Here is a 26,200-nt window from a genome sequence, read left to right as displayed (position 1 = left end):
TTCATTGATAATAAACATTATTGTTTATTTCATGTCAATAATTCTATTTTTATAAAAAATAAATGAATGTTTAACTCATTGTTTTTTTTATTTTATCTGGCGGGGAACAAATATGGCTATCTTTGATATCAAGGGATATTCCAGTAAAGAATCAGCAGAATTAGTTAACCAGTCTTTAGCGATAATTAATTATTCATTTCGAGGGTTACCCGAGGGATTGGCAGAAGGTTATTACAAATATGGTATGACGACGACAGGGATAGTTCCGATGGTTTGGACTGGTCTGTTTGGTTCTAAAACTTCTCAGGGTGTAATGAACTGGAGTGGATTAAAAGGTGCTGAAGATAGAAGCTACCAGAGTCTTGTGGATAGAGGGTGGCAACGAATTTCCGCCAGTGAATTAAATTACCAGGGAAAGGAAGATAAGTGGAATGCCATCGTTGGTGAACATCCGCTATTTCGTTCTGCTCAGGCTGATGTTTTAGGGGTTCACGATGAGCAAGGGCAGTTAAGTAAAATCACCGTTGCCTTTCGTGGTATTACCGGAGAACGGGAGAATCTGGTTACCGATACTTTGATGGATGTGGTGAATCTTTATAACAGTATTGTGAAACCACAGCCGGATTATTTACCTAAAGCGTTTGGTGAGTTACTGCAAACTGTTGCGGAATTTGCTCAGACAAATGGCCTGAGCGGGGAAGATATTATTTTTACAGGCCACAGTTTAGGAGGTTCACTGGTCAGTAATATGGCCATGCTCAGTGAAGCTGAATGGGACGGTTTTTATAAAGATTCTGTGTATATCTCTTCCGCCTCTTCACGTATTGATGGCAATGCCATGAATGTTTTGCATTATGGTTTAGAGAACGATCCCGTTTACCGAGTAACCGACAGTGGAAAAATTATGTTCTTTGACTCGTTATTTGCTCACGATCAGGAATACCCTAATTCAACCGATAATATTGTTGGTTTTAACGATCTTTATGCAGGTAAGGCTGGATTACTGAACTGGTTGCCTTATAGCATTGCTAATCCGGTTTCATGGGTAACGCACATGCCGTTTACCTATAGTGATGTGATTAAAGGCATTACTCGTTCCCAATTCTATGATTTAACCGAGCAAGATTCAGTGATTGTAGTATCCAGTCTGTCTGATATGGCACGAGGATATACATGGGTAGAGGATCTTCAATCCGGAACTTCCAGTCATTATGGTAAAAGTGCTTTTATTCTCGGTTCTGACCATGATGACCTGCTGCGTGGTGGCTCAGGTAACGATCGTCTGGAAGGCTTTTCCGGTGATGACCGTTTTCAATTAGGGCAAGGACATAACATTGTCGCCGGTGGTGAAGGTAATGATGTGCTTGAATTGACTCATCCTTTATCGGAATACAGCATTAGTCGTGATAGCGAAGGAACGGTCTATTTGTATCATGCAGAGCAAGGTACTTTAAACACGCTGTATGAGGTGGAATATATATCAGACAACACAAATGGAACGGTCTATAAAATAAGTGAAAATGGATTGCAGCGGATGGACGACCCTTCCATCGTTTATGATTATGCCACCACAATCACTGGTTCAGCAGATGATGACCAATTACAGCTAACAGAGAATGGCTGGATGTTTGGTGGCGATGGTAATGATGTATTGATTGGTAGCGCAGAACCTACGTTATTCTTTGCAGGTAAGGGAGATGACACATTAGTCAGTCTGGCCGATGACCTGTTTGTGTTTAATGATGGTGACGGCAATGATGTTATTCACGGCTTTGAACAGGGCGATCGGATCCAGTTGGTTGGCATTGCGGGATTAACCCGAGTCGAGGATTTATTTAAAGATCTCATGCTCACTGAGCAAGGGGTGACGATAAATTATGGCGACAATAACTCAATATTGCTGGTTGATGTACCTCGTGAGCAGTTGAGTATGGACCAATTTATTCTGGTTTAAAGGAATTCCTGGGGAGTAAAAGGGCTGCATAGTTGCAGCCCTGGATAAGATTACTTCAGCGGCGGTACACCGTCTTTCCATGTATTCCAGTGGTTCACAATGTAGTCAGTCATTTCACCACCGACAGTGGCAATATTCTCTACGGTTTCTTTAAAACCACCCGCCGTTTGGCCCGGAGCCGGGTCTAAATGCTCCAGCGTGGTTTCGTTAGGATTCCCCTGATCGAAATTAACCGATCCACGTAAACTGAATATGCGTTGAGTGGTGCCCTGAGTGCGAGCAATCACCTGAGTGATGGCAGCAATTTCCATTTCAGTGACCAGATAGTCGTCTGCACCGTACAGTTTAGCAATGTACTGAGCTTCTTTAGACATTCCCGGACCGTGGAAGAAAGTGTCTCCGGTCATATGAGTACCCGTCAGAACCTTTGGTGCGCGTCTGGCATTATCATCAGGGTAACGTTCACGGTATTTTTGTGCGCCTTCAGAATCCAGCAGCTTAGTTTGTCCGGTAACTTTCATCGCCCAGGAAACCAGCGTAGGGTTGAGCTGGTAGCTACGAATATTTTCGTAACCTTTACGTGGCATAAAGGTTTGGCCGTTATGTAGTCCTTCCTCCGGTGCCCAGCGGTGGCCAAGATCGTAATCAATCGCCCATGAGCCCCAACTGACATCACCGATAGTGCCACGAGATGGCGGGGTACCGGCAACGCCGTTAATCATAAAATAGGTTTGTGACATATCAAACTTAGGGTTTAACAGGATAGCTTGTACGGAGGAGGAAGAGGCTACTTTACCCATGCCTAATACGGAACCGCATACGCCATCGTCGTTACAAAAAACCGGTGATGCAGCACCCTTAACCGTGATTGGTTGGCTATTTTTAAAATATTTCTCATACCAATACTGAAACTCTCCGGCTTTATCTCCGGTGTTTTGACCGATCTCAAACATAGAGCCGACGAATACTTTTACTTTTATTGGGGCTTCGTTAGCCAGCGCCTGACCAGAGATAAAAAGGGGAAGAAAAAACAATGGGTACACACTCTTTTTAAACATCACTTATTTCCTGTTATGGTTCACGTAATCGTTTGCGCTATTTTCTCTATTCACGAATAAAAAAACCAGCCGTTATTGTTCATTCATGGAAATAATTTTCTTATTCTGTTGGTAGGATGGGTTTCCCCGGCATTGAAAAGCGCCTGGTTAAGGCATGGTGTAACCGGCCTGAAGGCCGGTGATAACAGAAATAAATGCGATGTTAGTCAATACGGTACTCTTGTAATTTATACATTAATGCCCGACGGCTAATTCCCAATACTCGGGCGGTCTGAACCCGGTTACCCTGATTGTTAGCCAGCGCAGTGCAAATTAATTCACGCTCATAAGCTTTCAGATTTTCTTTTAGCGTATGTCCTATCAGGGTATGTACCGTTTCGCTGATATGGGGAACATTGAGTTGCTGCTGTAAGTGTTCCGGCAGCTCATCAGGGAAGATAATAAATCCTGTACTCATGATGACCGCGCGCTCAATGGCGTTGGAGAGCTCTCTGACGTTTCCTGGCCATGGATAGCTTTCAAGAATGGTTAATGTGCTGGGATCCAGCTCAACTATCTCTTTACCGTTTTCGGCACTGAATTTTTGTAAAAAATGCTGAGCCAACAGCGAAATATCTTCCGGGCGTTCACGCAGAGGGATAGGAGAAAGATGTATTACGTTCAGTCGATAGAACAGATCCTGACGAAACTCCCCCTGTTCCACCATGGCCGCCAGATTACGGTTAGTGGCGGCAATCAGGCGAATATCGGTTTTGATGGTCTGGCTTCCTCCCAGTCGTTCAAACTCTCTTTCCTGCAGAACGCGTAACAGTTTTACCTGTAAATTATGGGGCATTTCGCCCACTTCATCTAATAATAGAGTCCCTTGGTTCGCACGTTCAAATAGCCCCTGACGCTGAGTTTGTGCGCCGGTAAATGCCCCTTTTTCATGGCCGAATAATTCACTCTCCAGTAAAGATTCCGGTAGTGCACCACAGTTAATCTTAATGAAAGGGCCTTTGGCGCGTGGGCTGTTGTAGTGAATGGCTTTAGCGATTAACTCTTTGCCGGTACCGCTTTCTCCGGTGATCAGTACGCTGGCGTTGCTCTGGGCTATTTTGGCCGTATCTTTACATAGCTCCATCATTTTTGGGCTGTTAGTCAGAATACGATCCCACTGATAGCTGTCTGACAATGCGCGATGCAGCAGATTAATTTCCTGCTTCATTTCTCTGAGTTGCATGGCGCGGCCGATCATCATTTTCAGCTCATCGAGATCGAAAGGCTTAATCACATAATCAAATGCCCCCAGACGCAGTGCCTCCACCGCAGTTTCCACTGCCGCATAGGCGGTCATTAAGATTACCGGTATGCTCTGGTGAGTTTGCCGCATCACCTGTAGTGCTTCCATACCATTTAGCTTTGGCATGCGAATATCCATCAGGACGATATCTGGCGTCTGTTGTTCAAAGAGCTCTAACGCCTGCTGACCGTCCTCTGCGCAGATGGGCTGGTGCCCGTCACGGGTAAATACCGTGGTGAGCATACGGCGAACGCTCTCTTCATCATCAACGATTAGAATACGGTAGGACTTTTTCATTGTGGAATTCCTTCGCTATGCTTAACCGGCAATACAATGGTAAAGGTGGTGCCCTGATTAAGCTTACTTGTCAGCGTAATATCCCCATCGTGGGCGGTAATAATACGATGGCTGATTGAGAGACCAAGCCCGGTACCTGATGGTTTAGTGGTATAAAACGGATCAAATATTTTGGTTTTTATTTCGTCATTAATACCACAACCGTTATCGGAAATGACGATTTCCCGTCGATCTGGTGATAACGCCCGGGTAGTAATAATTATCTCCCCTCGGGCTGCAATAGACTGTACAGCATTAATCAACAGATTGAGCAATACCTGCTTTAACAGTTCTCCATCGGCTTCAATATCGGACAACGGCTCTTCGAGTTGAACCACAAAATCAATTCTGGCTTCAACGCCTTTGGTTTTTACCAGAATCAGACTTTGATTAATAATCTGATTTAAATTTATTTTCTGATACAGGCTTGGCCTTGGGCGAGCGAAGTCTAACAATTGTTGGATAACTTTGTTGATGGAATGTACTTCTTTCAGAATAATTTGAGTATATTCCAGCCGCTGTGGGTCGGTTTCACTGTCTTTTAGTATCTGAACAAAGCCGCTGATGGCGGTTAGCGGATTACGAACCTCATGCGCCACGCCGGCCATTAACTCGCCAAGCGTCGCTAAACGCTCTGCCTGCTCAATACGGCGTTGAACCTCTTTCTTAGCGGTTAAATCGGTGAAAATAACCAGAGCACCAACGGTATCCCCCTGAGCATTACGTAGCTGGCTGGTACTGACGCTAATCTGGATAGTGCGATTTTTGCCGGGATAATCGACTTCCAACGCTACATGCTCGATATTGTGGATTAAGGTGTCGAGTACCGGGCTAAAGAAATTGGTATTTTCAAATATTTCTGCATAAGGCCTGCCGATCAATTCTTTTTGGCGATAGCCTGTAATTCCTTCTGCCGCCGGGTTCATCATAGTGACGCAACCTTCGATATCCACTGAAATCACGCCATCAACGGCGCTTTCAATGATCAACTCGTTTAACGTTTTCGCTTCTCTTAGTGCTCGTGCGAGTGAATTTACGCTGTCGGATATTTCTCCCATTTCCCCGTTCATGGCGGGGATTTGTGTTTTTAAATTGAGAGGGAGCTCATTCAGTCCTGATTTAATAGTATCAATATCTGAGGCAAATCTGCGGGAGAAAGCAACGATCATCCAGATACTAAACAGCATACCAATACAGATTACGGCAATAATCTTCAGGTCCATGGCTAATGCCTGACGGGCAATATCATTGGAGAGCTCATTAGCCCAGATATAGCCGATAACCTGATCGTCACGCTTGATAGGGATCATCGAGTTCATGATGTTACCCCGTACCTGCGACCCCCAACGAACCAGTGGTTCCCCGCTTGCCATGACGTCCCGTCCGGGATGATCCTGTTTTATCGTGACCCCAACAGCGTTGCCGTGTAGTGCCTGTGGGCCATAGGTAATAATGGCATCCAGCTCCCGGTTGTAATAACCGGCACCAACACCGGAAAACGCTTTAGTGATGGTGTCAGTCACCGGGGCTAACTGCTTATTCAATGCGGCTATGCGCTGATCGCGAGGCAGGTCAGGATAGAGTTTAAATGAATCTTTTAGCGCATCATCCAACAGTCGGGTAACCGCGGATAACTTAATCTTTTTTTCCTGCAAGAGCGCATCCCGGCCTTCAGTTTCAACCAGATAGCCAATAACCAGCGTTGGCAGCGAGACCATTACAATAGCTAACACCATCATTTTGCTGCGCAGGGTATGTGGTCTGAATCGTTGAATGAACCGTTTGTAGTCCAAAATAGGGGAAGACATTGCAGTCGGTTCCTTAGATATTAATAGCGTTTTTTCTGGCGACGAAGCTGTAGCCAGAGCGTTGGCCTGACTATAGTTCTTCAGACAGATGGTACAAGAGGCACAGTCTCAAAATGTGAGGAATATCCTACAGTATGTAATAGTAACGCAGGGAAACTTTAGGTTTTATCGACAGGGCTCTGGTCGTTTCGTGATTGACAACCATGCTGGGGGAAATAGCCGTTATGTCTCAGATTGCCAGACTTGAGTACACACTTGATCTAACAGCGCTTTGCTATGGCTAATAACAACCATACCCAAATTACGTTGTTGGCTCTGTTGCAAAATAAAACGCCAGGTTTGAGCTTGCATTAGCGGGTCCAGTTGGGCGGTAATTTCATCAGCAATCAGAAACCGTGTTTTTGGGGCCAGTGCACGGAGCAGGGCAATACGAGCGAGTTCGCCGCCGGAAACTTCTGACGGATAGCGTTTTAATAATTCAGGATTAATTGCTAATGCTTCCAGCCACTCATTTCCCGGTTGCCAAGCGTCATACAGTGCGGCACCGGTGGTTCTGGCCGGATTAAATGTACGTTCGGGGTGTTGCGGAACCAATTGTACCGGACAGTAACCTTTGAGGGGCAGCGGTTGATTGTCCAAGGTGATACGGCCATTTGTTGGTTGTTGCCAGCCAGCTAATACTCTGCCCAGCGTGGTTTTACCATATCCGCTGGGGGCGAAAATACCCAGCCGTTCTGCTGGAGATATGGATAAGTTAAGGCTATGCCAAAGCGTCGTTTCTCTTTGAGTGATGCTCAAATTATGCGTTTGCAGCATGATAAAGCGGCTCCGGAGTATGAATAAAATGCTGCTCAGGTAGTGCCTGCCACAGAGATTGAAGCCATGAGCTACCGCCACCATGACGCAGAGCGCTGGAGTGAATAACTTCCTTAATCGTTCCCTGATGTAGCACAGCAATACGATCGGCAAAATTAGCGGCCAGATTTAAGTCGTGAGTGATCCACAGTACTCCACGGCCTTGATGACATAATCCTTTCAGGTGGTTGAGTAAAATTTCTGCATGATGATTATCCAGCCAGGCGGTGACTTCATCCGCCAGAATAAAACGCGCCTGACTCAGAGTGGCGCAGCTAACTAAAACGCGTTTTGCCATCCCACCTGAAAGTGATAGTGGATATTGCTCTAACAACTGCTCAGGTAAATTATATTGTTGTAATTGTTGAGAAATGGCTTGATATGAAGGTGTTTCTCCACTGAGTTTCGCTGCCCGTTGGATTTGCTTTCCTGTTTGAATTAAAGGATTAAGGGCGCTGACACTTTGTGGAATATATCCCAGTGTATTTCCCCTAAGGCTCTGCTGTTGGGCTGCGTTGATAATACAGTCATCAATTAAAATTTGACCGGATGAACGCATCGTGGAAGGCAGCAACCCTAAAATGCTTTGCAACAATAGACTCTTACCTTCCCCGCTGCCACCAACCAGCGCTACCAGCTCCCCGGCCTGAACTTTCAGGTTGATGTTATGCAAAATTGAGTTCCAGACCGGAGGTCGAAACCAACGCTCTTTAGCACAGGACAGTTCAAGATTTTTTAGTTGTAACATGATGATTTCCTTAGCCAGATTTTTTGCAGGCTACGGGCTAATTGATCGATAGTCAGAACCAGAATGACCAGCGTCAGGCCTGGATAAACTGCCAGCCACCAGTCGCCACTGCTCAAATAGCGCAGGGCATCAGATAACAGTAATCCCAGAGAAGGCTCATGGGGCTCAAGCCCAAATCCAAGGAAGCTGAGCCCGGCGCTATGCAGCACCGCATGAGGGAAAATCAGTAACGCCCCCACCAGAAGTTGCGGTAACAGCAGCGGCAAATAGTGTTTATAGCAGCATTGCCAGCGGCTGAGACCGGTACGCTGAGCCAGCAAAATGTAATCAGCCTGACCGATTCGTAATAGTTCTGAACGCAGAATAAGCGCCAGCTTGGGCCAGTGGGTCAGAGAAACGGCAATAATCACCCCCCATTTCCCGCCGCCAAAGGTAAAGCAGATCAGAATCAATAGCAGTAAATGGGGTAGAGCAATAAACGTATCAATCAGTGTGCGGATAAGGTAATCCATGGTTTTGCTTAGCTGACTGAGGATGGCAATAACCAGCGCCAGAAGACCGCTGCATAATGCGGTGATAAACCCGATTTGTATGCTGGTCATCATACCCTGTAAACAACGCAACCACAGGTCGCGACCCAAATTATCGGTACCAAACCAAAATTGCAGAGAAGGAGCACTGCGGCGGCTGAGCAGATTCAGCGTAATTTCCTGATAGTTGCTGTGAATGCCCAGAAACAGCAAGATACCAAGTAGCACCATTGCCAGAAGCAGTTGAAGCAGCGTTTTGTTCATTGAGCTTTTCACTGAACCCTCCGCAGCGGTGCATTAATACGGTTTAGCAATATTGCAGCGCAGGTATTGCCAATAAAAACCAGTAGCGTGATAAATAGCACTATACCCAGTAATAGCGGCACATCCCCACGCAGTCCGGCGTCAATCGTTGCCTGCCCTAAACCGGGATAGGCAAACACCTTCTCGGCTAACAGCGCACCTCCCAACAATTCTCCCAATGAGGCAAATTGCAGGCAGATAGCAGGCGTCAGGGCGTGGCGTAGCAGATGAAATCTAATCAGCGACCAACCTTTGTCGCCTTGTGCATGAGCGTAATAAATAAATTCACTTTGGGTTACTTCTTCAATGCGGGAACGGGTATGCAGGGCAATATTACCTACTCCTAATAATCCTAAAGCGATGGTGGGCAAAATCAGATGATGAAGGCGCTGAATCAGGGTAGCTTCACTTCCTGTCAATCCTGGCGGCCAGGCGCAGCAAATAGGAGCCCACTCCAGTTTTACCGAAAAGAACGCCAGCAGCAGTATACCAATCCAGAAGGTAGGCAGAGAGGACAGCAGATAACACAAAGTGCGAATAATACTGTCAGGCCAACGATTGAGATAACGGCCGGCAATGAGTCCTAATGCAATGCCCAATACACCGGAAAGTATCCAGGCAGATGCCAGCAGCATGAAGGAGGTGAGGAATCGCTGGGTAATAACTTCAGTAACCGGTGCGTTATACACCATGGAGTAACCAAGGTCGCCCTGTAACAGCTGTTTTAACCAGAGAAGAAAACGCTGCCATAGCGGTTGGTCCAAACCCCAACGGGTGGCGATTTGCGCATACTGTTCAGGTGGAACATGCAGTAAATCGTTACCAATATAGGCACGAATTGGATCTACCGGAGAAAAACTCAGTAAAACAAAAGTGCCCGCTGCAACCATAAGCAGCAGGCTGATAAGTCTTAAACTAAGCAGTGGCAACTGGCGCATTACTTACAGGTCCAGCTCCAGTTCTCAAGATTATTGAGTACTGTCCAGTCACCGTGTGCTTCCGGCGCTCCCTGACCTAAGCTAACACAGGGATTAATCAGATAGGTATGATTCAGATTAATCAGCCACGCCCAGGCCGCATCGCCTTTAATACCTACACCAGTGGTTCCGTCCCAGTCAACTTTTTGCCATATTGGTGTGGCAGCCTGCCAGTTCGGGGTTTCTATCGCCTGTTGTAGATGTTTATCTACTGTGGCGTTAGAGTAGTATCCCGGATTGAAATAGCCTTCTCCTTGCAGCTTGCTGGAGTAGTGATGATACAGCTCCATCGGATCCAGACTCCCCCAGCCAAACAGAGTTGGGTTAGCGTGCATATAGCGTTCTACTGTTTCCCAACTGCCTGACTTGAGGGTTACTTCAATACCGATAGGTTTTAGCATGGCGCTAAAAGCTTGTGCCAGATCGCGACGAGTGCTGTCACCGCTGGCATACCAGAGGGTGAGTTTGGCCGGAGTACCGTTTTTCTCGCGAATTCCATCAGGTGTTTTGCTCACCCATCCTGCCTGTTGCAGAATTTGACGGGCTTTCTCAACATCACCATCTTTGAATTGTGCTTCAGGGTTATCCCATGGAAGCCCTTTAACTGCGGAGTAAGCTGGCGTTGCGTGTCCATCAAACAGTTGGGTTGCCAGAAGCTGGCGGTCAACCGCATAGTTAATCGCCTGGCGAATAGCGATATCGGCCGTAATGTTATTACCGATATCATTTCCCTGAGCATCTTTCTTGCCGGCAGGAATCATCGGAAACATAATGCCGCGGTTTTCAACACTTGGTTGAACCAACAGCTTCATATTGTTCACTGGCTGATTAGCCAGAGTTTGTGGAACGCGAACTAAATCTAACTTGCCGCTGCTGGCTGCAGCATAGGCACTATCTTGATCTAAAAATACAAATACCAATTTGTCGAAGCCATTCTTTTTACCTGCGTAATAAGGATTTGCTTCAACAATTAGCTGTTGTCCTGGCTGTAAACTGGCTAGCTTATAAGGACCTGCGCCAACAGGCTGGCGGGCAAAGTCTTTGCCATATTTTGCTTGTGGAACGATGCCCAGTGCGCCAAGCACATTGATAAAGGTACTTTCAGGATGTTTAAGATGAATGGTTAGCGTTTGCTTATCAATAGCTTTAGCCTGCTGAAAACTACCCATATCGGCCTTGCCACCGCTAATTGCCGCCTGATTATAGGAAAACACCACATCGTCAGCGGTTAATGACGAGCCATCGGAGAATTTTAAATCGGGTTTAAGATGTACTGTCCAGATCAGGCCATCATCACTTAACTTATAGCTATCAACCAGTACGGGTTGCCAGCTCAGGTCAGCATTCTGTCGTAATAAGGGGCTGTGAAGTAATACATAGCTACCATGGCTCCAACCCAGCAACGGATCAAAACCCTCGGAAGGTTCAGCACCAATAGCCAGTTTCAATGTATGATTTTGTGCAACAGCGGGCGCAGCGGCTAAGGTTGCAAGCAGACAAAATGCGAAAGGGGATAATCTGGACTTCATGAGATAACGTTGCTCCTGATATTTTATTAATAGAGTTTGGAATGCGTTAAAACGTTCATCATAACTTTTCATGAAAACTTCATACTTTAGGTGCGTTTTATAACAAGGATGAAAAATCCGCACTTTGATTTAGATCGGATATATCGAAATTTGAGTAAAATGTGTGGTAAAAAACGCGGGACAAAAAACAGATAAAAATAACTGGTCAAATTTTGTTTAGTTGAGTCTCGAAAATTGACTATAATCTGCTCGCTGTGGATGAAAAAAAGGCAGGTTTGATTAAAAAGTGAGCGATAGCGCATTAAACTGAATTTTTTTGTTGCATCGTTCTTCATGTCTCCCTAGAATGCGCAGCACTTGATGCCGGCTTAGCTCAGTAGGTAGAGCAACTGACTTGTAATCAGTAGGTCGCCAGTTCGATTCCGGCAGCCGGCACCATCAAGTTTTTGGGCGGGGTTCCCGAGCGGCCAAAGGGAGCAGACTGTAAATCTGCCGTGATTCACTTCGAAGGTTCGAATCCTTCCCCCGCCACCATATTTGATTGTATTGACGCGATGTGGCATCAATACAGTGTCTGAAAAGACACCTGAAAGGGGATGAGTTAAGAACTTCAGTTGAAGTTCAGCACTCAGCAAAGCGAGAAAAACTACTGAGTAGTTACCCAACGGGTGTATCGCAGCGTCTGAAGTCATTCTTCCCCCACCACCGAGTTTAGAGTGTTGAAGCACCAGGTCACTGAGTTCGGAACTGCGGGCATCGTATAATGGCTATTACCTCAGCCTTCCAAGCTGAAGATGTGGGTTCGATTCCCACTGCCCGCTCCAAATGCTGATATAGCTCAGTTGGTAGAGCGCACCCTTGGTAAGGGTGAGGTCGGCAGTTCGAATCTGCCTATCAGCACCACTTTCCCTTCTACAGTAAATTCCCCTGATAACTTCTAACTCGAACTGATATTACAAGCTTTTGCTTGGTTAATGTGGTTTAACCACGATCTATCGTGTTTTAGAGGGACTATCGATGTCTAAAGAAAAATTTGAACGTACAAAACCGCACGTAAACGTCGGTACTATCGGCCACGTTGACCACGGTAAAACAACTCTGACAGCAGCTATCACCAACGTATTAGCAAAAACTTACGGTGGTCAGGCTCGTGCATTCGATCAAATCGATAACGCACCAGAAGAAAAAGCACGTGGTATCACCATCAATACTTCTCACGTAGAATACGACACCCCAAGCCGTCACTATGCACACGTTGACTGCCCGGGACACGCCGACTACGTTAAGAACATGATCACTGGTGCTGCTCAAATGGACGGCGCTATTCTGGTAGTAGCTGCAACTGACGGCCCAATGCCACAAACTCGTGAGCACATCCTGTTAGGTCGCCAGGTAGGCGTTCCTTACATCATCGTGTTCCTGAACAAGTGTGACATGGTTGATGACGAAGAACTGTTAGAATTAGTTGAAATGGAAGTTCGTGAACTTCTGTCTCAGTACGATTTCCCAGGTGATGATACTCCGGTAATCCGTGGTTCAGCACTGAAAGCGCTGGAAGGCGACGCTGCATGGGAAGGCAAAATCATCGAATTAGCAGAAGTACTGGATTCTTATATCCCAGAGCCAGAGCGTGCAATTGATAAGCCGTTCCTGCTGCCAATCGAAGACGTATTCTCTATCTCTGGCCGTGGTACAGTAGTAACCGGTCGTGTAGAGCGCGGTATCGTTAAAGTGGGTGAAGCGGTTGAGATCGTTGGTATCAAAGAGACCACTCAAACCACTTGTACTGGCGTAGAAATGTTCCGTAAATTACTGGACGAAGGCCGTGCGGGTGAGAACGTTGGTGTTCTGCTGCGTGGTACTAAGCGTGAAGAAATCGAACGTGGTCAAGTACTGGCTAAACCAGGTACTATCAACCCACACACCCAGTTCGTATCAGAAGTTTATATTCTGAGCAAAGATGAAGGTGGTCGTCATACTCCATTCTTCAAAGGCTACCGTCCACAGTTCTACTTCCGTACAACTGACGTGACCGGTACTATCGAACTGCCAGAAGGCGTAGAGATGGTAATGCCAGGTGATAATATTCAGATGACAGTAACGCTGATTGCTCCAATCGCGATGGACGAAGGTTTACGCTTCGCTATCCGTGAAGGTGGCCGTACTGTTGGTGCTGGTGTTGTTGCTAAGATCATCAAATAAGTTTGACGTAACTAGCTTTAAGAGGGCATCATTTGATGCCCTTTTTCAACGTTGTGAATTAAAAAGAACCTATCTCATCAAGTTTTTCTACCCTGTAATCTGGTATAAGGGTAGTGAGAGCTAGGGTGAGATAGGCTCATATACGGCGTATTATGCCGAAGAACGAGCATTCGGCTTGGTTGCTCTGCTATACTGCGGGGTGAAAGATTTATTTAAGTCATAATGACAGGTTGGTTTATGAGTGCGAATACCGAAGCTCAAGCAGGCGGGCGCGGACTAGAAATAGTTAAATGGCTGATTGTCGCTGCGTTATTGATTGCTGCTATCGTAGGTAATTATATCTATCGTGGATATAGCTTACCGATACGTGCAATTGCGGTAGTGGCGATTATTGGCATTGCTTTTGTGATTGCGTTGTTTACCGTTAAAGGTAAAGCAACCGTCGAATTTGCGCGCGCTGCACGCATTGAAATGAAAAAAGTAATTTGGCCTACACGTCAGGAAGCGCTGCAAACAACGTTGATCGTTGCGGCGGTGACTGTTGTTATGTCACTGATTCTATGGGGGCTAGATGGTATTCTGGTCCGTTTGGTCTCATTTATAACTGGCCTGAGGTTCTAAGATGTCTGAAGCCCCTAAAAAGCGTTGGTACGTAGTGCAAGCATTCTCTGGTTTTGAAGGTCGCGTAGCGCAGTCTCTGCGTGAGCACATCAAACTGAACGAGATGGAAGATCAATTTGGTGAAGTGATGGTTCCAACCGAAGAGGTTGTTGAGATTCGCGGTGGCCAACGTCGTAAAAGCGAACGTAAATTCTTCCCAGGCTATGTATTAGTCCAAATGGCGATGAACGATGCTACATGGCATTTGGTTCGTAGCATTCCGCGCGTTATGGGCTTCATTGGCGGTACTTCAGATCGCCCAGCTCCGATTAGCGATAAAGAAGTTGATGCGATTATGAATCGCCTGCAACAGGTTGGCGATAAGCCGCGTCCGAAAACGCTGTTCGAGCCGGGTGAACTGGTCCGCGTTAATGATGGTCCATTTGCTGACTTTAACGGTGTGGTTGAAGAAGTTGACTATGAGAAGAGTCGCCTGAAAGTATCGGTCTCTATCTTTGGTCGTGCGACACCTGTTGAACTGGATTTCAGCCAGGTCGAAAAAGGCTGATTTACTAACCAACACCGGTTAGTAAAAGATAACCGTCAGGTTATTGGATTACTGTATTGTAAGATGCGCGGGGTTATCGTATAATTCCGCGCCTTTTATTTTATAAAAGCACACACAGCTTTATTTAAAAACGGGGGGAGCCTTTCGAGGCGTTATCACCCAAACCGAGGAAATACACATGGCTAAGAAGGTCCAAGCCTACGTTAAGCTGCAAGTTGCAGCTGGTATGGCAAACCCAAGTCCACCAGTTGGTCCAGCTCTGGGTCAACAAGGCGTGAACATCATGGAATTCTGTAAAGCGTTCAATGCTAAAACTGAAAGCATTGAAAAAGGCTTACCAATTCCTGTGGTAATCACCGTTTATGCAGACCGTTCTTTCACGTTTGTTACTAAGACTCCACCAGCTGCTGTTCTTCTGAAGAAAGCTGCAGGTATTAAGTCTGGTTCTGGCGTTCCAAACAAAACTAAAGTTGGAACTGTTACAAACGCGCAAGTTCGTGAAATTGCACAAACTAAAGCCGCGGATATGACTGGTGCTGATGTAGACGCTATGGTGCGTTCTATTGAAGGTACTGCTCGTTCCATGGGCCTGGTAGTGGAGGGTTAATCAATGGCTAAGCTAACCAAGCGCATGCGCGTAATCCGTGACAAAGTTGATGCAACTAAACAGTATCAAATTACTGAAGCTGTTGCTCTGCTGAAAGAATTAGCAACTGCTAAATTCGTTGAGAGTGTAGACGTTGCCGTAAACCTCGGTATCGATGCTCGTAAATCTGACCAAAACGTTCGTGGTGCAACTGTACTGCCACACGGTACCGGTCGTACCGTTCGTGTAGCTGTATTTACTCAGGGTGCAAACGCTGAAGCAGCTAAAGAAGCTGGTGCAGATCTGATCGGTATGGAAGATTTAGCAGACCAAATCAAAAAAGGCGAAATGAACTTCGACGTAGTGATTGCTTCTCCGGATGCAATGCGCGTTGTAGGTCAATTAGGCCAGGTATTAGGTCCACGTGGTCTGATGCCAAACCCGAAAGTGGGTACCGTTACTCCTAACGTTGCTGAAGCGGTTAAGAACGCTAAAGCAGGTCAGGTTCGTTATCGTAATGATAAGAACGGTATTATCCATACCACTATCGGTAAAGTTGACTTTGATGCAGATAAACTGCAAGAGAACTTAGAAGCTCTGCTGTCTGCACTGAAGAAAGCTAAACCATCTATAGCTAAAGGTGTTTTTGTTAAGAAAGTTAGCCTGTCAACCACCATGGGTGCTGGCGTAGCTATCGATCAAAGCAGCCTGAGCTCAGCAGCGAACGTTTAATTCACTGCTTTACTATGGAGCCAGATTCGTCTAGAATTTGGCCCCTTAGAATTTTTCGGTTGGAGCCTGGCCTTATCCAGGCCTCCGTCCAAGACCGCAGGTGTATGGCAACATACTTAATTGCTTGTTCTTAATGAAAAAGTATAACGACCTGCGTAGACGGTGAGAGAGCCAAAAGAATGTTTTTCTTATTAAAAAGAATAGTCTTTGCTGGATTCTACTCACCGTGTTTTAACGCCTGTTCATCGTTTTCTTCGGGAAACGATTGATTCAGGTGATGTGAGTTCCGGGAATTATCCCGGTCTAATCCAGGAGCACAAAGCCAATGGCATTAAATCTTCAAGACAAACAAGCGATTGTTGCTGAAGTTAGCGAAGTAGCCAAGGGTGCGCTGTCTGCAGTAGTTGCGGATTCCCGCGGCGTTACTGTAGCCAAAATGACTGAACTGCGTAAAGCAGGTCGTGAAGCTGGCGTATATATGCGTGTTGTTCGTAACACCTTAATGCGTCGCGTAGTTGAGGGTACTCCATTCGAGTGCCTGAAAGACACGTTTGTTGGTCCAACCTTAATCGCATTTTCTACTGAACATCCGGGCGCAGCTGCTCGTTTATTCAAAGCGTTTGCTAAAGAGAATGCAAAGTTTGAGGTTAAAGCAGCAGCCTTTGAAGGTGAGTTGATTACTGCGGCAAATATTGACCGTTTAGCAACTTTACCAACCTACGACGAAGCAATCGCACGCCTGATGGGAACCATGAAAGAAGCCGCTGCCGGCAAATTGGCTCGTACCTTGGCTGCGTTGCGCGATCAGAAACAAGCAGCTTAATTGCTTATTCTATCGTTGCTTTTTAGCGTATAAATTATTTCTATATTTTAGGATCACTTGTTATGTCAACTATCACTAAAGACCAAATTTTAGACGGTATTGCAGCTCTGTCTGTAATGGAAATCGTTGAATTAATTTCTGCTATGGAAGAGAAATTCGGCGTTTCTGCAGCAGCTCTGTCTGCTGGCCCAGCTGCTGTTGTTGAAGCTGCTGAAGAGAAAACTGAATTCGACGTAATTCTGACTGCTGCTGGTGCTAACAAAGTTGCTGCTATCAAAGCAGTACGTGGCGCAACCGGTCTGGGTCTGAAAGAAGCTAAAGACTTAGTTGAAGCTGCTCCAGCTGCTGTTAAAGAAGGCGTGAGCAAAGACGAAGCTGAAGCTCTGAAGAAAGCACTGGAAGAAGCTGGTGCTTCTGTTGAGGTTAAGTAAGACCTCGTTCCAGTTTGCAGCCTGACTTACAGGCTGATGGCTGGTGACTTTTTAGTCACCAGCCTTTTTGCGCTATAGGGTTTCAGTAGAATTTCACACTGTTTGCCTACTGAGTAACCCCAATATTTCTTTCTATTGACGACTTAATATACTGCGTTCCCAGCCTGGTTTGCTGACCAGCTAACAGCGTAATGAAATGATTTAAGAGTAATAGAAATGGGTATTGCGGAAGATTTTCATTCTTCCGATCGAAATAAATAGTGTTGCATGAAGAACTGTCCCTGTTCGGACGGACAGAGTGGGTCACTGATCAGCGAGCTGAGGAACCCTATGGTTTACTCCTATACCGAGAAAAAACGTATTCGTAAGGATTTTGGCAAACGTCCACAAGTTCTGGACATTCCTTACCTTCTTTCTATCCAGCTTGACTCGTTCCAGAAGTTCATCGAGCAAGACCCGGAAGGCCAACATGGACTGGAAGCAGCATTCCGTTCAGTGTTCCCTATCCAGAGCTACAGCGGTAACTCAGAGTTACAGTATGTAAGCTATCGTCTTGGTGAGCCTGTATTCGATGTCAAAGAGTGTCAAATCCGTGGTGTGACCTATTCCGCACCGCTGCGCGTAAAACTGCGCCTGGTGATTTACGATCGTGACGCTCCGGCGGGCACGGTTAAAGACATCAAAGAACAAGAAGTTTACATGGGTGAAATTCCACTCATGACCGATAACGGTACCTTTGTTATTAACGGTACAGAGCGTGTTATCGTTTCTCAGTTACACCGTAGTCCGGGTGTGTTCTTTGATAGCGACAAGGGTAAAACCCACTCATCGGGTAAAGTGCTGTATAACGCACGTATTATTCCTTACCGCGGTTCCTGGTTAGATTTCGAGTTTGACCCGAAAGATAACCTGTTTGTTCGTATTGACCGCCGTCGTAAGCTGCCAGCGACCATTATTCTGCGTGCGCTGGATTTCTCGACTGAACAAATTTTAGATCTGTTCTTTGACAAGATCGTATTTGAAATCCGTGATAACAAGTTGCAGATGGAACTGGTTCCTGAGCGCCTGCGCGGTGAAACTGCCTCTTTCGACATCGAAGCTGGCGGTAAGATCTTTGTAGAGAAAGGTCGTCGTATTACTGCTCGTCATATTCGCCAGCTTGAAAAAGATGGCATCGATAAAATTGAAGTTCCGACCGAATACATTATTGGAAAAGTCGTATCTAAAGATTATATCGATGAGAAGACCGGGGAAATCATTTGCCCTGCGAATATGGAGCTGACGTTAGATCTGCTGGCTAAGCTGAGCATGGCTGGCCACAAGCGTATTGAAACGCTGTTTACCAACGATCTGGACCACGGTGCTTATATCTCCGAGACCGTACGTGTCGATCCAACCTCCGATCGCTTAAGCGCGCTGGTTGAAATTTACCGTATGATGCGTCCTGGTGAGCCACCAACGCGTGAAGCTGCAGAAAACCTGTTTGAGAACTTGTTCTTCTCTGAAGATCGTTATGACCTTTCTGCGGTAGGCCGCATGAAGTTCAACCGTTCTTTAAGTCGTGAGGAAATTGAAGGTTCAGGCATTCTGAGCAAAGACGACATTATTGAAGTGATGAAGAAACTGATCGGTATCCGTAATGGTATCGGTGAAGTGGATGATATCGATCACTTGGGTAACCGTCGTATTCGTTCCGTTGGTGAGATGGCCGAAAACCAATTCCGTGTTGGTTTAGTGCGCGTTGAGCGTGCGGTTAAAGAGCGTCTGTCATTAGGCGACCTTGATACCCTGATGCCTCAGGACATGATCAACGCTAAGCCAATTTCGGCAGCGGTGAAAGAGTTCTTTGGTTCAAGCCAGCTTTCACAATTTATGGATCAGAACAACCCACTGTCTGAGATTACGCACAAACGTCGTATCTCTGCACTGGGCCCGGGCGGCTTAACGCGTGAGCGTGCTGGCTTTGAAGTCCGTGACGTACACCCGACTCACTACGGTCGCGTATGTCCAATCGAAACCCCGGAAGGTCCAAACATCGGTCTGATCAACTCCCTGTCTGTGTATGCGCAGACTAACGAGTATGGTTTCCTGGAAACCCCATATCGTCGCGTACGTGACGGTCTGGTAACCGATGAGATTCATTACTTATCCGCCATTGAAGAAGGCAACTACGTTATCGCTCAGGCGAACTCCAACCTGGATGACGAAGGCCGCTTCATGGAAGATCTGGTGACCTGTCGTAACAAAGGTGAATCAAGCCTGTTCAGCCGCGATCAAGTGGACTATATGGACGTTTCAACCCAACAGGTTGTCTCCGTAGGTGCTTCACTGATCCCGTTCCTGGAGCATGATGACGCCAACCGTGCCCTGATGGGTGCGAACATGCAACGTCAGGCGGTTCCAACCCTGCGCGCTGATAAGCCGCTGGTAGGTACCGGTATGGAACGTGCTGTAGCAGTTGACTCCGGTGTAACCGCCGTTGCAACTCGTGGCGGTACCGTTCAATACGTTGACGCATCTCGTATCGTAATTAAAGTTAACGAAGACGAGATGATGCCGGGCGAAGCAGGTATCGATATTTATAACTTGACTAAATACACCCGTTCTAACCAGAACACCTGTATCAGTCAAATGCCATGCGTCTCTTTAGGCGAGCCAGTTGAACGCGGTGACGTGTTAGCTGATGGTCCGTCTACTGACCTGGGTGAACTGGCTCTTGGCCAGAACATGCGCGTCGCATTCATGCCTTGGAATGGTTATAACTTCGAAGACTCCATCCTGGTATCTGAGCGTGTTGTACAGGAAGACCGTTTCACAACGATCCACATTCAGGAACTTTCTTGCGTATCCCGCGATACTAAGTTAGGGCCGGAAGAGATCACTGCTGATATCCCTAACGTGGGTGAAGCAGCGCTGTCTAAGCTGGATGAATCCGGTATCGTTTATATCGGTGCTGAAGTGACCGGTGGTGACATTCTGGTTGGTAAAGTAACGCCTAAAGGCGAAACTCAACTGACGCCAGAAGAGAAACTGCTGCGCGCGATTTTTGGTGAGAAAGCGTCTGATGTTAAAGACTCTTCACTGCGCGTGCCAAACGGTGTTTCAGGTACCATTATTGACGTTCAGGTATTTACCCGTGACGGCGTAGAAAAAGATAAGCGTGCGCTTGAAATCGAAGATATGCAGCTGAAGCAGGTTAAGAAAGACCTGACCGAAGAGCTGAAGATTTTCGAAGCTGGTCTGTTTGCTCGTATTCACGATGTGCTGGTTTCTGGCGGCATCGAAGAAGAGAAATTGAGCAAGCTGACTCACGACAAGTGGCTTGAAATCGGTTTAAGTGACGAAGATAAGCAAAACCAACTGGAACAGTTGGCGGAGCAATACGACGAACTGAAATCTGAGTTTGAGAAGAAACTTGAAGGTAAGCGCCGTAAGATCACTCAGGGCGACGATTTAGCCCCTGGCGTTCTGAAGATTGTCAAAGTCTATCTGGCGGTTAAGCGTCAGATTCAGCCTGGTGACAAGATGGCAGGTCGTCATGGTAACAAAGGTGTTATCTCTAAGATCAACCCGATCGAAGATATGCCTTACGATGAAAACGGCGTGCCTGTTGACTTAGTTCTGAACCCGCTGGGTGTACCATCGCGTATGAACATCGGTCAGATTCTGGAGACCCACCTGGGTCTGGCTGCTAAAGGTATTGGCGACAAGATTAACGCCATGCTGAAACAGCAGCAGGAAGTTGCAAAACTACGTGAATTTATCCAGAAAGCTTACGATCTGGGTGATGATACGCGTCAGACAGTAGACTTAGCTAAGTTTACCGATGAAGAAGTGCTGACTCTGGCAGAGAACCTGCGTAAGGGTATGCCGATTGCAACACCAGTGTTTGATGGTGCAAAAGAGAAAGAAATCAAAGAGCTGCTGACTCTGGGCGGTTTACCGACCTCTGGTCAGATCACGCTGTTTGATGGACGTACCGGTGAACAGTTCGAACGTCCGGTTACCGTTGGCTATATGTACATGCTGAAACTGAACCACTTGGTTGATGACAAGATGCATGCACGTTCTACCGGTTCTTACAGCCTGGTTACTCAGCAGCCGCTGGGTGGTAAGGCTCAGTTCGGTGGACAACGCTTCGGTGAGATGGAAGTGTGGGCGCTGGAAGCTTATGGTGCAGCGTACACGCTACAGGAAATGCTGACCGTCAAGTCCGACGATGTAAACGGCCGTACCAAGATGTACAAAAACATCGTGGATGGCAACCATCAGATGGAGCCAGGCATGCCGGAATCCTTCAACGTATTGTTGAAAGAGATCCGCTCGCTGGGTATCAACATCGAGTTGGAAGAGGAATAAATTCCTCTTATTTCCAGCCCCGGTCGCCGGGGATGGTTGCAGGGCACAGGGGCGCTTAACCCCTTAAACGTAAGTTTAGGAATAAGTTGAGCGCCCAACAGGTTTAACTCCGACAGGAGCCGATCCGTGAAAGACTTACTGAAGTTTCTGAAAGCACAAACTAAGACCGAAGAGTTTGATGCAATCAAAATAGCGCTGGCCTCGCCAGACATGATCCGTTCTTGGTCTTTCGGCGAAGTTAAAAAGCCGGAAACCATTAACTACCGTACGTTCAAACCAGAACGTGACGGCCTTTTCTGTGCCCGTATTTTCGGACCAGTAAAAGATTACGAATGCTTGTGCGGTAAGTACAAGCGTCTGAAACATCGCGGTGTCATTTGTGAAAAATGTGGCGTTGAAGTGACTCAGACTAAAGTGCGTCGTGAACGTATGGGCCATATTGAACTGGCTTCTCCTACTGCGCATATTTGGTTCCTGAAATCACTGCCATCTCGTATCGGCTTATTGTTAGATATGCCATTACGTGACATCGAGCGCGTACTGTACTTCGAATCTTATGTGGTTGTTGAAGGCGGTATGACTAACCTGGAGCGTCGTCAGATCCTGACTGAAGAGCAGTATCTGGACGCGCTGGAAGAGTTCGGTGATGAATTCGACGCCAAGATGGGCGCTGAAGCTATCCAGTCTCTGCTGAAAGGCATGGATCTGGAAGCTGAGTGTGAACAACTGCGCGAAGAGTTAAATGAAACCAACTCTGAAACCAAACGTAAAAAGCTGACCAAGCGCGTTAAGCTGCTGGAAGCGTTCATTCAGTCTGGCAACAAACCAGAGTGGATGATCCTGACCGTATTACCGGTTCTTCCACCAGATTTACGTCCGCTGGTTCCGCTGGACGGTGGTCGTTTTGCGACCTCTGATCTGAACGATTTATATCGTCGCGTGATTAACCGTAACAACCGTCTGAAGCGCCTGCTGGATCTGGCTGCGCCAGATATCATCGTACGTAACGAAAAACGTATGCTGCAGGAAGCGGTTGATGCGCTGTTAGATAACGGTCGTCGTGGTCGTGCTATCACCGGTTCTAACAAACGTCCTCTGAAATCTTTGGCCGATATGATCAAAGGTAAACAGGGTCGTTTCCGTCAGAACCTGTTAGGTAAGCGTGTTGACTACTCCGGTCGTTCTGTAATCACCGTAGGTCCATACCTGCGTCTGCATCAGTGCGGTCTGCCTAAGAAGATGGCATTAGAGCTGTTCAAACCGTTCATTTACGGCAAGCTGGAACTGCGTGGTTTAGCCACCACCATTAAAGCTGCCAAGAAGATGGTTGAGCGCGAAGAAGCCGTAGTATGGGATATCCTGGACGAAGTTATCCGCGAACACCCGGTACTGTTAAACCGTGCACCAACCCTGCACCGTTTAGGTATTCAGGCGTTTGAACCGGTTCTGATCGAAGGTAAAGCGATTCAGTTGCACCCATTAGTGTGTGCGGCTTATAACGCCGACTTCGATGGTGACCAAATGGCGGTTCACGTACCGTTGACGCTGGAAGCCCAGCTGGAAGCGCGTGCGTTAATGATGTCTACCAACAACATCCTGTCTCCTGCGAACGGTGAGCCAATCATCGTACCATCTCAGGACGTTGTTTTGGGTCTGTACTACATGACCCGTGACAAAGTGAATGCGAAAGGCGAAGGCATGGTCCTGAGCGGACCTAAAGAAGCCGAGCGCGTATATCGTGCTGGTCACGCAGAGCTGCATGCTCGCGTTAAAGTTCGTATCACTGAGTATGAAAAAAATGCTGAAGGCGAACTGGTTGCTAAAACGGGTCTGGTAGATACTACCGTTGGCCGCGCCATCCTGTGGATGATCGTGCCAAAAGGTCTGCCTTACTCAATTATCAACCAGGCGTTAGGTAAGAAAGCCATTTCCAAGATGATTAACACCTGTTATCGCATCTTGGGCCTGAAACCTACCGTTATTTTTGCTGACCAGACTATGTACACCGGCTTTGCTTATGCAGCACGCTCCGGTGCGTCTGTCGGTATCGATGACATGGTGATCCCTGCTAAGAAAGCAGAAATCATCACTGAAGCCGAAACCGAAGTGGCAGAAATTCAGGAACAGTTCCAGTCTGGTCTGGTTACCGCCGGCGAACGTTATAACAAAGTTATCGATATCTGGGCTGCCGCTAACGAACGCGTAGCGAAAGCGATGATGGAGAACTTGTCTTCTGAAACCGTGATTAACCGTGACGGTGTGGAAGAGAAACAAGTTTCCTTCAACAGCATCTTTATGATGGCTGACTCCGGTGCGCGGGGCTCGGCAGCACAGATTCGTCAGTTAGCAGGTATGCGTGGTCTGATGGCTAAGCCAGATGGCTCAATCATCGAAACCCCGATCACTGCGAACTTCCGTGAAGGTCTGAACGTACTCCAGTACTTCATCTCTACTCACGGTGCTCGTAAAGGTCTGGCGGATACCGCACTGAAAACTGCAAACTCCGGTTATCTGACTCGTCGTTTAGTTGACGTGGCGCAGGACTTAGTAGTTATCGAAGACGACTGTGGAACTCACGATGGTATCGTGATGACGCCAGTTATCGAAGGTGGCGACGTTAAAGAACCTCTGCGTGAGCGCGTATTAGGTCGTGTAACGGCTGAAGACGTTCTGAAGCCAGGTACTGCTGACATTCTGGTGCCGCGTAACACGCTGCTGAATGAAAAATGGTGTGACCTGTTAGAAGAGCACTCTGTTGATATTATCAAGGTACGTTCTGTTGTTAGCTGTGATACCGACTTCGGTGTTTGTGCTAACTGTTACGGACGCGATCTGGCCCGTGGCCATATCATCAACAAAGGTGAAGCTATCGGTGTTATCGCCGCTCAGTCAATCGGTGAGCCTGGTACACAGTTAACCATGCGTACGTTCCACATTGGTGGTGCGGCATCGCGTGCGGCTGCTGAATCCAGTATCCAGGTGAAAAACACCGGTAACCTGAAGCTGAAGAACGCTAAGTTTGTTATCAACGCTGCTAACAAGCTGGTTATCACTTCACGTAATACTGAACTGACTTTAATCGATGAATTTGGTCGTACTAAAGAGAGCTATAAAGTGCCTTATGGTGCCGTTATGGCGAAAGGTGATGGCGTTGGCGTTACCGGTGGCGAAACTGTCGCTAACTGGGATCCACATACCATGCCAGTTATCTCTGAAGTAGGCGGTTTCATTCGCTTTACCGACATGGTTGATGGCCAGACGATTACTCGTCAAACCGACGAATTAACCGGTCTGTCTTCAATCGTTGTGCTGGAAGGTGCTGAACGTACTGGTAGTACTAAAGACCTGCGTCCTGCGCTGAAAATTGTTGATGCTAAAGGCAATGATGTCCTGATCCCAGGTACTGATATGCCGGCTCAATACTTCCTGCCGGGTAAAGCAATTATCCAGTTAGAAGACGGTGTAGAGATTAACCCAGGTGACACACTGGCGCGTATTCCTCAGGAATCTGGCGGTACTCGCGATATTACCGGTGGTCTGCCACGCGTTGCTGACCTGTTTGAAGCTCGTCGTCCGAAAGAGCCTGCGATTCTGGCTGAAATCAGCGGCGTGATCTCCTTCGGTAAAGAGACTAAAGGCAAACGTCGTCTGGTAATCACTCCGATGGATGGCAGCGAGCCATACGAAGAGATGATTCCTAAGTGGCGTCAGCTGAACGTGTTTGAAGGCGAACTGGTAGAGCGCGGTGACGTTGTTTCCGATGGTCCTGAGTCTCCACATGACATCCTGCGTCTGCGTGGTGTGCATGAAGTGACTCGTTACATCGTTAACGAAGTGCAGGAAGTTTACCGCTTACAGGGCGTTAAGATTAACGATAAACACATTGAAGTTATCGTTCGTCAAATGCTGCGTAAAGGTACTATCGTTCATCCGGGTAACACTGAGTTCCTGGAAGGCGAGCAAGCCGAATACTCTCGCATCAAGATTGCTAACCGCACCCTTGAAGCAGACGGTAAACTGGCTGCAACCTTTGCCCGTGACCTGTTAGGTATCACCAAAGCATCGTTGGCAACAGAGTCCTTCATCTCTGCGGCATCGTTCCAGGAAACAACGCGCGTGCTGACCGAAGCTGCCGTTGCTGGTAAACGTGATGAGTTACGTGGTCTGAAAGAGAACGTTATCGTTGGTCGCCTGATCCCGGCGGGTACCGGTTACGCTTATCATCAGGATCGTGCACGTCGCCGTCATGTTGAAGACGTTGCAACACCTCAGGTTAGTGCCGAAGAAGCAACAGCCAACCTGGCTGAGCTACTGAACGCTGGTCTGGGTAGTGATGACGAATAATCAGCCCAATTAGCTGAGTTAAAAACCGCCCCAAGGGGCGGTTTTTTTATGCCAGATACCTACAGATTTTTATCCGCAGGCGGTGAGAAAGGGCTGAGGTAAAACGAATAAAGATTCTTATACGAAATACCTCAGCGTTGCTGATGCAGAGCCGGGGGGAAATCAGTGGCTCCGG

The 26,200-nt window shown here is 47.1% G+C and carries 18 protein-coding genes and 4 tRNA genes; 14 read left to right on the top strand and 8 right to left on the bottom strand.

The genetic code is table 11. From position 1 onward, the window contains the following. The first annotated feature begins 112 nt into the window (after positions 1-112). Complete coding sequence (locus EKN56_RS21520) at positions 113-1,954, top strand: polyurethane esterase (protein WP_130593068.1); 1,842 nt, start codon at positions 113-115, stop codon at positions 1,952-1,954. 50 nt (positions 1,955-2,004) lie between these two features. Here EKN56_RS21520 and EKN56_RS18020 read toward each other — a convergent pair whose 3' ends face one another. The 8 genes from EKN56_RS18020 to EKN56_RS17985 all read right to left on the bottom strand — a co-directional run bounded on the left by EKN56_RS18020 (position 2,005) and on the right by EKN56_RS17985 (position 11,380). After that, positions 2,005-3,012, bottom strand: a complete 1,008-nt coding sequence (locus EKN56_RS18020) for a purine-nucleoside phosphorylase (RefSeq protein ID WP_130593067.1) — start codon at positions 3,010-3,012, stop codon at positions 2,005-2,007. A gap of 202 nt (positions 3,013-3,214) precedes the next feature. Then, positions 3,215-4,591, bottom strand: a complete 1,377-nt coding sequence (gene atoC / locus EKN56_RS18015; RefSeq protein ID WP_130593066.1) for an acetoacetate metabolism transcriptional regulator AtoC — start codon at positions 4,589-4,591, stop codon at positions 3,215-3,217. After that, positions 4,588-6,438, bottom strand: a complete 1,851-nt coding sequence (gene atoS, locus EKN56_RS18010) for a two-component system sensor histidine kinase AtoS (protein ID WP_130593065.1) — start codon at positions 6,436-6,438, stop codon at positions 4,588-4,590. The genes atoC and atoS overlap by 4 nt, the downstream gene beginning before the upstream one ends. Before the next feature lie 222 nt (positions 6,439-6,660). Further along, on the bottom strand, positions 6,661-7,254 hold the full coding sequence (locus EKN56_RS18005; protein ID WP_130593064.1) for an ATP-binding cassette domain-containing protein: 594 nt from the start codon (positions 7,252-7,254) through the stop codon (positions 6,661-6,663). Further along, on the bottom strand, positions 7,238-8,041 hold the full coding sequence (locus tag EKN56_RS18000) for an ATP-binding cassette domain-containing protein (protein ID WP_130593063.1): 804 nt from the start codon (positions 8,039-8,041) through the stop codon (positions 7,238-7,240). Before EKN56_RS18000 ends, EKN56_RS18005 begins: the two co-directional genes overlap by 17 nt. Continuing rightward, positions 8,029-8,835, bottom strand: a complete 807-nt coding sequence (locus EKN56_RS17995) for an ABC transporter permease (RefSeq protein WP_168189715.1) — start codon at positions 8,833-8,835, stop codon at positions 8,029-8,031. The genes EKN56_RS18000 and EKN56_RS17995 overlap by 13 nt, the downstream gene beginning before the upstream one ends. An 8-nt stretch (positions 8,836-8,843) precedes the next feature. Continuing rightward, positions 8,844-9,812 carry an ABC transporter permease gene (locus EKN56_RS17990; RefSeq protein WP_130593061.1) on the bottom strand — a complete coding sequence of 323 codons (969 nt, stop codon included), beginning with the start codon at positions 9,810-9,812 and terminating at the stop codon, positions 8,844-8,846. Continuing rightward, positions 9,812-11,380, bottom strand: a complete 1,569-nt coding sequence (locus EKN56_RS17985) for an ABC transporter substrate-binding protein (RefSeq protein WP_130593060.1) — start codon at positions 11,378-11,380, stop codon at positions 9,812-9,814. The genes EKN56_RS17990 and EKN56_RS17985 overlap by 1 nt, the downstream gene beginning before the upstream one ends. Before the next feature lie 362 nt (positions 11,381-11,742). Here EKN56_RS17985 and EKN56_RS17980 point away from each other — a divergent pair. From EKN56_RS17980 to rpoC, 13 genes are all read left to right on the top strand, one after another. Next, positions 11,743-11,818: transfer RNA gene (locus EKN56_RS17980), tRNA-Thr, on the top strand. 11 nt (positions 11,819-11,829) lie between these two features. Further along, positions 11,830-11,914, top strand: a tRNA-Tyr gene (locus EKN56_RS17975). A 215-nt stretch (positions 11,915-12,129) separates the two neighbouring features. Then, positions 12,130-12,204 (top strand) — tRNA-Gly (locus tag EKN56_RS17970). 3 nt (positions 12,205-12,207) lie between these two features. Beyond that, positions 12,208-12,283, top strand: a tRNA-Thr gene (locus tag EKN56_RS17965). Positions 12,284-12,397: 114 nt separating this feature from the next. Next, on the top strand, positions 12,398-13,582 hold the full coding sequence (gene tuf / locus EKN56_RS17960) for an elongation factor Tu (protein WP_130593059.1): 1,185 nt from the start codon (positions 12,398-12,400) through the stop codon (positions 13,580-13,582). Between the two features lie 237 nt (positions 13,583-13,819). Then, positions 13,820-14,203 carry a preprotein translocase subunit SecE gene (gene secE / locus EKN56_RS17955; RefSeq protein ID WP_130593058.1) on the top strand — a complete coding sequence of 128 codons (384 nt, stop codon included), beginning with the start codon at positions 13,820-13,822 and terminating at the stop codon, positions 14,201-14,203. Position 14,204: 1 nt separating this feature from the next. Continuing rightward, the gene (nusG, locus tag EKN56_RS17950) at positions 14,205-14,750 is read left to right on the top strand and encodes a transcription termination/antitermination protein NusG (RefSeq protein ID WP_108901157.1); all 546 of its coding nucleotides are present in this window, start codon (positions 14,205-14,207) and stop codon (positions 14,748-14,750) included. Between the two features lie 178 nt (positions 14,751-14,928). Next, a complete protein-coding gene (rplK, locus tag EKN56_RS17945) occupies positions 14,929-15,357 on the top strand; it encodes a 50S ribosomal protein L11 (RefSeq protein WP_130593057.1) in 429 nt (142 codons plus the stop codon). A gap of 3 nt (positions 15,358-15,360) precedes the next feature. Next, entirely contained in the window at positions 15,361-16,068 is a 708-nt protein-coding gene (gene rplA / locus EKN56_RS17940) for a 50S ribosomal protein L1 (RefSeq protein ID WP_130593056.1), read from the top strand. A gap of 325 nt (positions 16,069-16,393) precedes the next feature. Beyond that, a complete protein-coding gene (gene rplJ, locus EKN56_RS17935; protein WP_130593055.1) occupies positions 16,394-16,891 on the top strand; it encodes a 50S ribosomal protein L10 in 498 nt (165 codons plus the stop codon). Positions 16,892-16,953: 62 nt separating this feature from the next. Then, positions 16,954-17,322, top strand: a complete 369-nt coding sequence (rplL, locus tag EKN56_RS17930) for a 50S ribosomal protein L7/L12 (protein WP_130593054.1) — start codon at positions 16,954-16,956, stop codon at positions 17,320-17,322. Positions 17,323-17,652: 330 nt separating this feature from the next. Then, on the top strand, positions 17,653-21,681 hold the full coding sequence (gene rpoB / locus EKN56_RS17925) for a DNA-directed RNA polymerase subunit beta (RefSeq protein WP_130593053.1): 4,029 nt from the start codon (positions 17,653-17,655) through the stop codon (positions 21,679-21,681). Positions 21,682-21,807: 126 nt separating this feature from the next. Further along, positions 21,808-26,025, top strand: a complete 4,218-nt coding sequence (rpoC, locus tag EKN56_RS17920; RefSeq protein ID WP_130593052.1) for a DNA-directed RNA polymerase subunit beta' — start codon at positions 21,808-21,810, stop codon at positions 26,023-26,025. The last annotated feature ends 175 nt before the right edge of the window (positions 26,026-26,200 follow it).

The sequence above is a fragment of the Limnobaculum zhutongyuii genome (assembly GCF_004295645.1).
GTDB lineage: Bacteria > Pseudomonadota > Gammaproteobacteria > Enterobacterales > Enterobacteriaceae > Limnobaculum > Limnobaculum zhutongyuii.
The sequence above is the reverse complement of the archived record's forward strand: the minus strand, read 5'-3'. Positions and strand labels throughout refer to the sequence as shown.